Source organism: Mangrovibacterium sp., assembly GCF_059905295.1.
On record NZ_JBZQJF010000214.1, the window covers coordinates 1 to 12,367 of the forward strand.

17 protein-coding genes are annotated in these 12,367 nt (G+C 43.8%); 5 read left to right on the forward strand and 12 right to left on the reverse strand.

All coding sequences use genetic code 11. The features are described 5' to 3' along the window. Positions 1-144 precede the first annotated feature (144 nt). Positions 145-609, forward strand: a complete 465-nt coding sequence (locus AC37HE_RS11215) for a globin domain-containing protein (protein WP_500782933.1) — start codon at positions 145-147, stop codon at positions 607-609. Between the two features lie 41 nt (positions 610-650). Here the strand turns inward: AC37HE_RS11215 and AC37HE_RS11220 are convergent, their stop codons facing one another. From AC37HE_RS11220 to AC37HE_RS11230, 3 genes are read right to left on the reverse strand one after another with little or no spacing between them, the layout of a single operon-like run. Further along, positions 651-998: a hypothetical protein gene (locus AC37HE_RS11220; RefSeq protein ID WP_500782934.1), complete on the reverse strand. Its 348-nt coding sequence runs from the start codon at positions 996-998 to the stop codon at positions 651-653. A gap of 11 nt (positions 999-1,009) precedes the next feature. Continuing rightward, complete coding sequence (locus tag AC37HE_RS11225; RefSeq protein WP_500782935.1) at positions 1,010-1,576, reverse strand: RNA polymerase sigma factor; 567 nt, start codon at positions 1,574-1,576, stop codon at positions 1,010-1,012. Continuing rightward, positions 1,558-1,788: a DUF3098 domain-containing protein gene (locus AC37HE_RS11230; protein WP_500782936.1), complete on the reverse strand. Its 231-nt coding sequence runs from the start codon at positions 1,786-1,788 to the stop codon at positions 1,558-1,560. Before AC37HE_RS11230 ends, AC37HE_RS11225 begins: the two co-directional genes overlap by 19 nt. 183 nt (positions 1,789-1,971) lie before the next feature. Here AC37HE_RS11230 and AC37HE_RS11235 point away from each other — a divergent pair, with 183 nt between their 5' ends. Next, entirely contained in the window at positions 1,972-2,838 is an 867-nt protein-coding gene (locus AC37HE_RS11235) for a DNA/RNA non-specific endonuclease (protein WP_500782937.1), read from the forward strand. Between the two features lie 18 nt (positions 2,839-2,856). Here the strand turns inward: AC37HE_RS11235 and AC37HE_RS11240 are convergent, their stop codons facing one another. Further along, the gene (locus AC37HE_RS11240) at positions 2,857-3,474 is read right to left on the reverse strand and encodes an outer membrane beta-barrel protein (protein ID WP_500782949.1); all 618 of its coding nucleotides are present in this window, start codon (positions 3,472-3,474) and stop codon (positions 2,857-2,859) included. Positions 3,475-3,855: 381 nt separating this feature from the next. Here AC37HE_RS11240 and AC37HE_RS11245 point away from each other — a divergent pair, with 381 nt between their 5' ends. Next, a complete protein-coding gene (locus AC37HE_RS11245) occupies positions 3,856-5,148 on the forward strand; it encodes a PQQ-dependent sugar dehydrogenase (RefSeq protein ID WP_500782938.1) in 1,293 nt (430 codons plus the stop codon). Between the two features lie 31 nt (positions 5,149-5,179). After that, positions 5,180-5,617: a c-type cytochrome gene (locus AC37HE_RS11250; protein ID WP_500782939.1), complete on the forward strand. Its 438-nt coding sequence runs from the start codon at positions 5,180-5,182 to the stop codon at positions 5,615-5,617. Between the two features lie 135 nt (positions 5,618-5,752). Here AC37HE_RS11250 and AC37HE_RS11255 read toward each other — a convergent pair whose 3' ends face one another. The 6 genes from AC37HE_RS11255 to AC37HE_RS11280 all read right to left on the reverse strand — a co-directional run bounded on the left by AC37HE_RS11255 (position 5,753) and on the right by AC37HE_RS11280 (position 8,865). Next, positions 5,753-6,376, reverse strand: coding sequence for a hypothetical protein (locus AC37HE_RS11255; protein ID WP_500782940.1), 624 nt, complete (start codon positions 6,374-6,376; stop codon positions 5,753-5,755). A 281-nt stretch (positions 6,377-6,657) separates the two neighbouring features. Then, on the reverse strand, positions 6,658-7,050 hold the full coding sequence (locus tag AC37HE_RS11260; RefSeq protein ID WP_500782941.1) for a hypothetical protein: 393 nt from the start codon (positions 7,048-7,050) through the stop codon (positions 6,658-6,660). A 111-nt stretch (positions 7,051-7,161) separates the two neighbouring features. Further along, the gene (locus AC37HE_RS11265) at positions 7,162-7,419 is read right to left on the reverse strand and encodes a hypothetical protein (protein ID WP_500782942.1); all 258 of its coding nucleotides are present in this window, start codon (positions 7,417-7,419) and stop codon (positions 7,162-7,164) included. A gap of 18 nt (positions 7,420-7,437) precedes the next feature. Beyond that, entirely contained in the window at positions 7,438-7,872 is a 435-nt protein-coding gene (locus tag AC37HE_RS11270; RefSeq protein ID WP_500782943.1) for a DUF8479 domain-containing protein, read from the reverse strand. A gap of 33 nt (positions 7,873-7,905) precedes the next feature. Next, positions 7,906-8,550 carry a DNRLRE domain-containing protein gene (locus tag AC37HE_RS11275; RefSeq protein ID WP_500782944.1) on the reverse strand — a complete coding sequence of 215 codons (645 nt, stop codon included), beginning with the start codon at positions 8,548-8,550 and terminating at the stop codon, positions 7,906-7,908. 90 nt (positions 8,551-8,640) lie between these two features. Continuing rightward, a complete protein-coding gene (locus AC37HE_RS11280; RefSeq protein WP_500782945.1) occupies positions 8,641-8,865 on the reverse strand; it encodes a hypothetical protein in 225 nt (74 codons plus the stop codon). Positions 8,866-9,674: 809 nt separating this feature from the next. Here AC37HE_RS11280 and AC37HE_RS11285 point away from each other — a divergent pair. Beyond that, positions 9,675-10,364: a DUF6261 family protein gene (locus tag AC37HE_RS11285; RefSeq protein ID WP_500782946.1), complete on the forward strand. Its 690-nt coding sequence runs from the start codon at positions 9,675-9,677 to the stop codon at positions 10,362-10,364. Positions 10,365-10,498: 134 nt separating this feature from the next. Here the strand turns inward: AC37HE_RS11285 and AC37HE_RS11290 are convergent, their stop codons facing one another. Further along, a complete protein-coding gene (locus tag AC37HE_RS11290) occupies positions 10,499-11,233 on the reverse strand; it encodes a hypothetical protein (protein WP_500782947.1) in 735 nt (244 codons plus the stop codon). A 173-nt stretch (positions 11,234-11,406) separates the two neighbouring features. Next, entirely contained in the window at positions 11,407-12,117 is a 711-nt protein-coding gene (locus AC37HE_RS11295; protein WP_500782948.1) for a DNA alkylation repair protein, read from the reverse strand. Positions 12,118-12,367 lie beyond the last annotated feature (250 nt).

Consider the following 12,367-nt stretch of genomic DNA (forward strand, 5'->3'; position numbering starts at 1 on the left):
CAAGCGAAGTTTGAGGCTTATCTGGAGGCTTTTTCACCGGAGAGCTAAGGTCATTCGATACCAAAATCCCTCTTTTCTCTTGAACCAACAAAGCAGGATGAGGGTTATAGAGGTAAAATTCAGAAAAAAACAAGCCTTTAGAAAATGGAATTCAAGATTACACGATTACCGTTTGGTTTACGACTCAATAAATATCAGCCGGATAACGAGCTGTACAATATTCTCCGCGAAGAGGGAATTCGCCAAATGGTTAGCAATCATTATGATTTGCTGGCCGCCAGTAAAATGAAGCATTTGTTCCCGGATGATGAAAAAGGATTGGAAGGGGCGAAGCAGAGATCTGCAGATTTCTTCATTCAGCGGCTTGGCGGTCCGGATTATTTCAATCAGCGTCGCGGATCGCCGCAATTAGCTTCACGGCACTTGCCTTTTCGTATCGATAGCGAGGCCCGTGTTGTTTGGTTGCAATGTTACGCGAAGGTTCTAAGTAAGCTCGAAGGAGTTCCGGAACCGGTCATTGAGGCTTTCTGGAATTACCTGCATGATTTCTCGAACTGGATGGTGAACACACCGGACCGGCCGTCAATCTTGATGAGTCAGAAAAAGTAGTGGCTATTGTAGGGTGAGATTGGGTGAGTAGTCAGCTTCTGCTAAAACCGTCGTTCTCCGGTCGTGTCGCTCGGTAGAATCAATAGCGCGGAGTCCAGTACTCTTGATTGATCCACTCTTGTACTATCGGCAGTGACAGGGAGTTGAGGTTTTAGATTGAAAATTGGCCGTATGGCGAGAAATCCAATGAGCATACCTGCAATCGCAAGTTTTGTTGCTAATTGATTGGTGTTAAATAACCAGTTAAAAAATCCGGCAAACGAATTTTGATGAACCTGGTACGAAGAGGAATTAGCCAAAAACGCTTTTTGCAATTTCTCCTCGGTTGCAGGATTAGCATGGCCTACAAAATCTTTTTGAATCAGCTGTTTGATATGTTGTGTTTTCATCTTCGTTGTGTTTAAAATTCAATTTCGTCTTTTAAATACTGAAACTTGTCAGCCAAAAATTTACGGGTGTTGAATAAGCGCGATTTGACAGTTCCTGGAGCAATGTCGAGCATTTCTGCAATGTCTTTCACCGCAAAACCTTCCCGGTAGTGCATTAGAAATACCGATCGATGTTCAGTACTGAGTTCATCCAAGCTGGAAAACATTTGGCTTAACAGTTCCTCCTGGCTAATACTTTCGGGCAAAATGGGCGGAAGTGATGTTTCCTGTACCGGGCCATCTTTACGGATCTCCCGCCTCCGGTATTCGTTTTTACAGAGATTATAAGCGATCGAAAAAAGCCAGGTTTTAAAGGAATAATCAGAATTGAAGCGTTCCGGCTTTTCGATGATTTTCAGGAAAACCTCCTGTAGAAAATCGTTCGCCAGCTCCTCAGAATTTCCCAGCATACGGAAAAAATAATAGTACAGCCGCTGCTGGTACCGGTGGTAAAGCTCGGTAAAAGCCTGCTGATCCCCCGATGCGATAAATTGCATCAGTTTCTCGTCGCTGTAACTTTTTATTTTTCTTCCGAACATTTGTCTTTGGGTTTATGCATAATCAGCCAAATAATGCCCGCATAGCTTGCCAGTACAATAATTGGAGCCAGGGTGATGCGGCGAAAGCTAAAAATTGACGGGTCAAATTCATTGGCCGGCTGTTTCCCGGGGCCACTCATCAATAGAAAGCCTAAAATTAATAAAATCAATATGAAAATCAGCCGGATGTATTTCTTTCGGTCAAATGGCATAAGCATGTTTTTGTGATACAGTACACGCGAAACAAGAAAGGTTCATTTGCTTTGCAATAAAATTTATTGTGCCAGCTTTGAATGTTTTTTATCGACTGGGTTTTGTTGATTAATTCATCAGGAACCGCGGATTACGTCGAAGTTTAAAATATAGTTTTGATGCTTTTGAATAATTCTAAAAGCATGAAAAGACTACTGTTGATCTCTGTTTTGTTGTGCTGGACTGCTATTCTGCACGCTCAGAAGTATTTGCCTTCCTCTCACGGAGAGCTTGTTGAACATACCTACATTACGCTCTCATACAGCGAAGCCGCAGAACAGGCTGAATGGGTTTATTATGAGCTCACTCCTAAGTTTGTTGCCGGAAATGTAAAACGTACGGATAATTTTCGTCCCGATCCAAAAGTGTCAACCGTGTCGGCGCAATTGGAAGATTATGCCGGCTCCGGATACGATCGCGGGCATCTTTGCCCGGCCGGCTCCATGACGATCAATGCAACGGCCATGTCGGAGAGTTTTTACCTGTCAAATATGTCGCCTCAACTACCGGCATTCAATCGCGGAGGATGGAAAAATTTGGAAAGTTTAGTCCGAACCTGGGTGACGGAATACAATCGGCTGTACGTCATTACCGGGCCAGTATTGAAGGGGGCCAACAAAAGGATTGGTCCAAATAAGGTGACAGTTCCCAATTTTTATTACAAGGTTATTTATGCGCCAAGCCAAGGGCAAATGATTGCTTTTGTAATGCCGAATACCAAAATTGATCATGAATTGGAAGCATACGTGGTGGATGTCGACGAAGTGGAGCGCTTAACCGGTATCGATTTTTTTGCGGGAATGGATGATCAATTGGAAAACCAATTGGAGGCGAATGTTGCAGTTGCGAGTTGGGACTTCGAAGAATCACAGACAAGCCCGAAAGTTGTCGAAAAAACGCAGAAAGAAATTACCAGCGGTCAATGTCAGGGGATAACCGCCAACGGTAGCCGGTGTAAACGCAAAGCCAAAGCAGGTAGCAAGTATTGTTTTCAGCACCAAAGTTTATAAGCCCGATTTATTCTGCATCTATTTCCAAATCTTGGAAAGGGAGTCAAAACGATCAGACGAATCAGAATTTTCTGTTGAATGAATTGTTATTCCCAGCGTGATGGTATATGTTTGGAATGTGGCCGTCGATAAATGATCGTTTCCACTGGAATCAATGTTATCTGGAAGGATTAGTCGCATTTCGGGCAGGTAGTTGTACCGGATTTGCAGTGCGAATGCATTGATAAAGGTTACTCCCAATCCGGCAGAAAAATTTGCGCCGCGGAAATTGAAACGGTTTTCCGGATCGCGAATTTTTAAATGATCGTGGCTGAATGCCAAACCGACCCCTGCCTCAAAGAATGGCTTGAAAATCAGATCGCCATCAGGTTCAAAATGGTTTAGCACATTGATGGTGAAATATCCGGACCATAAGCTTGTATTCTCTCCGTTGTATCCATTTTCCTGACTACCAGAAGCCGTGTATTCAAATTGAGGCCCAAGTGACCAGTATGGAACCCTGCGAAGTGGATGCATCCGGTAGTCCACGTTCACTCCGATAAAGCTCCCTTGGTCAAGTTCATTCTTTAAGTCACTTTGGGGAATCGTAAAAAAAAATGTTGGCGGACATAATCGAGCCTTTTCGGACAGGAAGATCGCTGTTGTTTTTTTGAGCTGGCAGAAGCAGGGGGAAAAGAGTGGTTAGCAGAATTAAAAAGCTTTTGGTTTTTTTCATGACAGTTGATGGCGTGACTGAGACGCTTTAGGTTTTTTCCGGTAGTACGAGAACTTTCAAAAAAAGTAACGATGTATACCTGTCTGCAGTGGTTTTGTTAGAATAAGTATAAAACGAGGCTAAGATTCTATTCTTAAGATAATTTGGCTGCTGTTTTCGTTGCTTTTAGCTTCAGTTTTGTGATAATGTACAGAACTTCACGTATACTCTGGAAAATAGAAGGAAACATATTTCATCGATAATCGTTTTAACTTGAATAGCAGTGTGTAATATATTTTGTTTCAATCTAAAAGACTCCTTCTATGAAAAAATCATCTTTCATTGTTGCCCTTTTCGGCTTGGTGTTTTTCATTCTTGCATGTGCTGAAGCAGGGAATGCGAAACAGAGGCAAAACCAGGGAATTGTCACAGATGCAGATAACGCTGGTCTAAAGCTTCCGGCGGGGTTTAGTGCACAGAAAGTTGCCGACGGAGTGGGGAAGGCTCGTCATATTGCAGTGACCGGGGATGGTGCAGTTTATGTGAAGCTGGAGCGGACAGTCGAAGGGAAAGGTATTGTCCTGTTGGTGGATGAGGATGGAGATGGAAAATTGGAACAACAATCCGCTTTTGGCGACTATGGTGGAACCGGGCTGTATCTGACGAAAGATTACCTCTATGCGTCTTCAAATAAGGATGTGTTTCGATATAAACTGGATGCGAATCAGCGCGTCGTTGATCCGGATTCCCCGGAAACGATTGTTGAAGGATTGATTGATCGTCGGCAGCACAATTCGAAATCAATTACATTGGACAACGATGGCTACCTTTACGTGAATGTTGGTGCATATTCCAATGCTTGCCAGGTACGGGATCGGGCAAAAGAGTCGCCCGGTATGGATCCGTGTGAAATTTTGGATTCTGCCGGAGGTATTTGGCGCTTTCGTGCCGATCAAATGGCACAACACTATGGCGATGGAATTCGATATGCTACCGGGTTACGAAATGTGGTGGGGCTGGATTGGAACCGGCAGGTAAACGCTCTTTTTGTGATGCAACATGGGCGCGATCAGCTTCACAGCCTTTTCCCCGATTTGTATACGGATGAAGAGTCGGCTCTTTTGCCGGCCGAAACCATGTATATGTTGAAAGAAGGAGATAATTGCGGTTGGCCTTACATTTATTACGATCAGATTCAACACAAGAAGATACTGTCTCCGGAATATGGCGGTGATGGAAAAATTGAAGGTGGAAAGGATGCTATTGATCCGGTGGTGGCCTTTCCGGGGCATTTAGCGCCCAATGGCTTGCTTTTTTACACGGGTAACCAGTTTCCTGAAAAATATCGGAACGGTGCTTTCATTGCTTTTCACGGATCGTGGAACCGGGCTCCTGAGAAGCAAGCCGGTTATTTTGTGGCCTTTGCGCCATTTAAAGATGGTAAAGCCACCGGCGAGTGGGAAATCTTTGCCGATAACTTTGCCGGAACCGACAACGTGATTTCTCCCAGAGATGCAGAACATCGTCCTTGTGGTTTGGCGCAGGGGCCGGATGGTTCACTGTATGTTTCGGATGATGTAAAAGGAACGATCTACCGCATAAGCTATTCTGAGTAGTTCGGTTCTTCAAATTTGAAAACGAATAGTTATGAGCATCTCAATAATAACCCAAAGAATCGCTGTCTCTACTGTAATTTTGTTGTTGAGTACGGTTGTTGTTCTGGCGGGCAACAAGCCTCAGGATGATATGCAAAGCGAGGCCGGGAAAACTGTTTATAAGGCTAATTGCCTGGTTTGTCATCAGGCCGATGGTAGTGGTGTGCCCATGTTGGCACCCCCATTAATTAAAACATCTTACGTGTTGGGAGATAAATCCCGGCTTATTGGAATTGTGCTGCATGGTTTTGACGAGGAGGTTGAGATTGAGGGCGAATACTATTCTAATCCCATGCCGGCGTTTCAGCACTTGACCGACAATGAAGTTGCAGCCGTTTTGACTTACATTCGATCGAACTTCGAAAATTCAGCCAGCAGTGTCACAGAGGCTGAAGTCAAGGCTGAGCGAGCGAAGGTTAAAGGGAATTAATAACCTGAATTCGATTCTAAAATATTTTCATTTTAAAATCGAACTCAGGTTAATAGCCTTTCGTGAAAAAGAAAATCCCGGATGACCAGTTTGCACTGTTATCCGGGGATTAGGTTTTATGGGAATTATTCCTGGTTATACGGGTGTTTTTCTTCCCGCACTTTTCAAATCAGTTTCATTTTGCTTTAATGTCTGCAAGTTATTCGAGAGATCGATGATCCAACTGATAAAGAATACCGCAACAGGAACGGTTGTATAACTCCAGTACGGTGTTTCTTCGACCAGGAGTTGCCAAATTCCCAAGGCCAGAATGATGGCTGACAGGAGGATTAGAGGTATTTGTCGTTTCCTGCTATTGATATGCTCAACGACTTTCAGTAATGCACGATTGTTGTTTTCCGGAATTTCGATATCGGTGTGGCTTAGCCAAATTAGTTGCTTGAGCAGGAAACGCTCGTAGAGTCCGTAGGACAACCGGTGTGATATACTGATTGAGAAGATGACAAGTAAGGGCATTTTGCTCCAATTAAAGAAGCCCAGGTGCAGGTTGAAAACTTCATTCACTAACGCGGGTAGCACCAGACCCCAAATAAGGATGGCCATCGTCACATCAGCCCAATAATACCTTCTGTTTAAATGCTGCAGGCGGTCGGTGCCACTTAATGCTTTTTTGTTGGGGTAAAATGAGCGCAGGTGTTTGATAACCTCCAATCGCTGCCGGAGGCTGTTTGGCTGCAGATATTGAAAATTGTCGTTCATTTTTAGTGCATTTTCTGGTTGTAGGTGGCATTTCATCCGATTAGCCTGATTTAATCTTCTTTATCTAATTTTTGGACGATTTCACGTAGCAGGGCATTCTGTTCTTTTCGCGCATTAACTGAGCGGTTTACCCATGTATTAATGAGTAAGAGGATTCCGCCGATAATTAACAGGTAGACTACGGGGAATATAAAAGCGAAGTAGGGAAGAAAATTCATCATGATAAATAGTTTGTGTTATTGGTTTTTATTGATTTTTGTGCTGCGCCGGGATAGACACGCCTATTGTTTTTGGATTTGCTGTATTCCGGCATTCAAGCCTTTTCCAACAAAGATGAGGATGATACCAAACAACAGATAATCCCAGCTGCCGGTACTCAAAGTTACCGGAGAGTGGAAGGCTGCTTTGGAGAATGCTTCCAGTATTGTTTTTGAGATGTTACCGATGATAAAACCCCAACCGCCAATGGTGAAGAGTTTGCAAAGGATGATGAAAAGCCCATTGATATCATCTTTTTTCGGTTCTTTTGCAGGGCTGATGAATTTGTCGCGTATCAGGTTAAAAAGCAGGACGGCCAGGTAGGCGACAACAATTAACAGGACGAGCTTTACAAATAGCATAGCGTAATTGCTAAACAGACTTGAGCTTAGGTTGATTGATTGTGAGTTTGGCATGTTTGTTTGGATCTAGTGGATTTGTAATTTATTTCGGTTTTTGGTGTAACTCAGAACCAAAATAAGTGAAATAAGAATTTTTAGCTTGTTTGTTTGCGACATAGTTCTTGATTAAATGAGGCTTAGAAGTTCGATGCCCTTTATTTTTCCATCGGCCAGCAGGTCGATAACAATGGTGCCTTCGCTTGGATGGTCCAGTACAAGGGTCTCGTTAATCTTATCGGAGCTAGTGTCGAGCGTGATGTAAGCTTTGCGAAGCCACAATTTTCCGGCAACCGTGGTTAGCTGATCAACGACACCCGAATATTCAGGAGCTTGTTGCTGAACAAGATCAATCAAAAGGGCGATATCGAAATAAATGCTCTTCATGGTTGAAGTGTTGAGGTGTCAGGTGTACATTTCAGGGGTAATCGTAATTTTCGTGATGAACACACCATTCTTATCCTTATAGGTATAATTGAGTGTAAGCTGATGATCGCGAAAAGCTTTCATGTCGGGATTCGTTTTTATGTGGTTAGCTAAAACCGGGGTCATGTAGCGCGCAAAAGCTTTGGCATCGATCGAATCGCGATCGAGGTTGACCAGCGTGTAGTTGTATTCGAAGCAGTTGTCGGGCATGGCAATGGCATTATCCAGCCTGGTTTCGCTGTCAACCATAAACGGACAGTTTTTGTTGATCTCCGAAGCTGTTTGCATAAGCTTTTCGTCGAAACCGGGCGTTTTAAAAAATAGTTGCTGTACAAGCACCATTACAATAACGCCAACAATAGCACCAACAATCTGACTAATTCTAGTCCCTTTTTTAGTAGTTGTCTTTTCCATATTTCGTTCGGTTAGTTTATTTCTTGCTTTTGGCTAGTCTTGATAATGATATAACACTTCCAGTTTGGGCCATAACAGCGGATTGAGGTTATCGCTTGATGCAAAAATCAACCCCCTGTAATAATTCGTTTCATTTTGCATTTTTAACATGAGCCCGTAATTCGTTTTGGGGCTGTCAACCATTTTCTGTACTAAAGCAGTCAGGTTGATGAAATAGTCCTGGGTGGGGGTGTCACTTGCCGGAACGCTTATTTGTCCGACAGTAGTTGTCGCCGGTTGGTTATTCCATGTAACCGTGTGTTCATCCCAGTTTTCGGTAACCTGCTCAATGTAGAAAGCATTGTCTCCGCTTTGGTAATCGAAGCTTTCAGAGGCATTATCCGGGTCGTAAAAGATGGTCAAATAGGCACTGTCAACGATCGCTTCAGAAGGAATAAGGCTCAGGTCAAAGCGTATTAACTCTCTTTTCAGGGCTAGTTGGCCGTTGTAAGTCCAGGTAAAAACGTTGAAGCTGGCCACATCGCCGGAATTATTGTCGGGATAGATGCTGAATAGCTGAGCATCCTTTCCGTGCTGAGCATCCGGTTGAAATACTCCGAATGCAATAATGTCGTGTTTTTTGCATGCAGAGATGATGGATAACAATAAAAGAAGCGGAAGAAGTTTGTAGGATTTCATAATTCGTAAATTCCGATTTAAAGGGGATTGCGTGATTCTGATTTTGGATGAATGAGCTTATTCGTTCGTGTATTTGCTTATTAAAATCGATTAGCCTTTTTCTTGCGATTCCATTTCGCGCCATAATTTAGGGCCCAGGTAAATCCAGGGCAGATACAATAGAACCAGAATGACATAAATGGCCCATCGGCTATTCTCCAGTATGGCGGTTGAGCTAATCAGTCCTAATTCGATTCCATTAATAAAGCATCCGATCCCAATAAATTTCAAGGCTTGGGCGGATAGGTTCAGTTGTCCGATTTTCAAATGAATCATAAGTGAAAGCTTGGTGAATTTTCAGGTTTCAATTTTCTTGTCATACAATTTACGAAACTTATCAGAATGTATAATCATGTAAGTTGAAAATTTTAGAACGATTTTTTGTCGATTGGCGAGGGACGATTAGGCAGAGGTGAATCGAAAAGCTACAATGTAGTTGGCTAATAATTTGAGCCCCGATGGTCTGTCCATTTAAGGTGCAAATCCTTGGTCTGTAGCGATTGTCTGCCCACACGAGGGGCACTCCAATGTTGGGCAACAATGGTCTGCTCATGCTATGGGCACGCCCGTGTTGTGCAACAATTGCTTGCCCATGCTATGGGGGCGAAAATGTTGCCTGATAATTGGCTCCTCATGTTGTGAGCCTGAAAGTGTTGAACAACAACGCCATGCTCATGCAGTGAGCATGGCATTGCAGTCCCTTCGGAGTTCCATGTTTCAAGTTCCAAATTCCAAGACAAGCCGACAACTTCAGAAAACAATGACAACCTGATGTCCGAAAAGCTTTCCACTTTCATTCCTGTTGGTGATTCCCTTAGAATTATGAGTGTTCTTTCAGAATCCTCATCTTTATTGCTTCCCGCTTATGGGTTTAGACGGCTTTTGCTTGATCGATGGTTGAGGGTGATTAATTGATCCCATGGCTGGATCGAAGTTCGTGTGCAGGTGTTGATTATATAAAATATTAAAAATCATGGACAAAAGATAATATTTGCCAATGATTATAAACATATAACTGAAGATTGACTTTTAGCTTTCGGTTGCCGTAACTTGCATGATAGTTTATTAACCCTAATAAAAAAGCCATGGTAGAAATCAATTCAATTTATCTGCAACGCCTGCAGAATAATGAGCATTTTCAGTTTATGACCGATGTGAATACTCTGATTATTACACATAATGCCGAGTTACTTGGTATTCAAGCTGTCTATCCGAAGTTTCAACAGACTCTTGAGAATGAGGATTTGCATATGCGGATTGAAAACGGGAGCTTAAAGACTTTAACATTAAAAGATGAAGATCAGGTGAGGGATGCGACTTATTCGGCAGCCCGGGGCCGGACAGCGGCTACCTTGTTGAGCCCGTTTGAAACGGAACGGGAAAGTGCCCGCGCTTTAATGCGCTGTTTCGATCTTTACGGAAGTATCCGGCAAATGTCGTATAATGCCGAAAGTGCAGCCTTGACGAATTTAGTGAACGACCTGAAGTCGGAACAGAATGCCGGCTATCTGCTGTCGGTTGGTATTGGCCCGTGGGTCGATGAGCTGGAAACGCAAAATAACAGTTTTATTGCCCTTATGGATGCGCGTAATAAAGAGTACGCTGGTCGTGAAACGGGTGATGTTCGCGGGGCTCGGTTGCTGATTGACCAGGCGTATGTTGATCTGGTCGATCGGATTAATGCCATGATTCTGCTCGATATGGCATCCGAACAAGTGGAGCCATTTGTTAAAGAGCTAAACCAAAAAATTCAGTATTACGAAAACGGGCGTTAAAATCCGCGAAAGTAAACCGAAGAAAGGTGAAACGGAAGATTCACAAAGCCTGAATTAGTTTGGATTCCTCATGATCCTGATATGAATATGAATAAAGAGGCTCCGGTTCCTGGTGGAATCGGAGTTTTTGTGTTTTATCGATTCTTTGCACGGCTGGTGTTCAGGGTAACGCCAATGGACAGCGTAAGCAGTTTTACGGACGATTGGGAATAATCATACCTCACATCGTTGTCCAGAACCGTGATGCTGTGCGGAGGCACGTACTTCATGTCCGATGCGTAATTGTATTTCAGCGAAACCATCCAGTTTTTACGGATGATTAGCCCCGCGCCAACACTGATGTTTTTGCTGATATCGTCGTGATCTTTGACGGTAGCACTAGTGTCACCGGAACCATTCAAAAAGATCACGTCGATCCAGTCGATGAATGAGGCGTCTCTGCGATAGGTCGACGAGGTGTAGCTCAGATTTATTCCGAAGGCAAATTCGAAAAAGGGTTTCACCGGCATTGGCCTGGCCGGCATTAGACGGTGGATCAGGTTAAAGCTGATGAAATCAGTACTTGATGTCAGTTTCTTGCCGTCCCAATCATCTTTTTGAGAATTGCTTAAAAGCATTTCCAGTTGGAAGCCCATCTTCCAGAAGGGAAGCGTTCGGGCTGGTGTAAAACTGACGTCGAAATTGAAACCGGGCAGGACGCTTTGCCCAAAGTTAGTGTCGAATTCATTTTGAGGAAAAGCAGACACCAGGCATATCGTGCAATCAACTCCATAGCGCTGGCGTGATATTTCTTCTGTTGCGGGGTCTTGCGCCCATGCTGTATACATCCCGAAAAGCAGTGCAAGCAACAAGGTGAGCAGATATTTCATTAGCTCTTCTATTTTGAATGGGCGAACTAATTGGTCGGATCATTATACGTTGCAAGTCTAAAATAGGCTACAAAGGGGGCAGTCCTTTTCGGTTGGTGCCAACTAAAACGATCCGATCTGGTTGGATTATATCGGATCGGATAGTTATTCTTTCATTAGTTCATAGAGCATCTTTAATCATGGCGCATGGCTTCAGTTCGCAGCTCTTGGGGCATTTTTTCAATGGCATAGCGCAGCGCAGTTCTTGGCATGACTGCTTTCTTACTCATCACATAGTCGAACACTTCCTGTTGATGGGTTTGGCTGGCTACTTTTAGCATCCAGCCGTAGCCTTTTTGCACCAGGTCGTCGGTGTCGGTAAGTAAGGCATCGGCAATCTCGAAAATGTCGGTAAGAAACAGGCCACGACGGGCAGGAATAATAAAACTGACCGCAGCAGCTCGCCGTACCCAGCGATTGTCGGATTGGGTGAAATCCTTCAGTCTTGAAATTAGGTCGGGGTAGAGCATCACCAGCTCGCCAACCGGGTGATTGCACAGCGCATCACATTGTGCCCAGTTGCTGACGTATTCCTTAATCCATCTTTCGAATACCACAAAATCATCGATGGTGTAGCTTTTGCGCATTCTGTAAGCCCAGTTGCAGGCAATGATAGCTTCCTCGTGCCAGCCCGACTGCCACAGCTCGTTGCACAAGTTAAATAGGTCTGTTTTGGGAAGACTTGCAATTTGCTTGAAGCTTGTTTTGCTCAGCTGGTGGATTGCGGGAGCTTTGATTCCATAAAGTTTGAGTGGCTCTTTGGAAAAACGTTGATTGCTGATAGCTATTTGCGGGTCGGCAAGTTGTTGCAGTTCCTGCCGGACTGTGGTGATGATGGAATGCATATTTTTTTAGTAAAGGTACTGCATGTCCACAAAAAACAAACATGATTCCGGGGAATCACCAACGGAAATGAAAGTAAAGGAAAACAAGAGAAAGCAGTTGAAAACAATTGAAGACAATCGAATGGAGAGGGAAGCTGCTCGAAGCGCTTTTGGCCTACTTTTTATCGAGGGTAGGAAGCGAACCGGAAGCTTAGTGAAGCCGGGAAGCTCCGACGACAGAAGGAGATCACCCGGCTGAACTTAGCTTTCA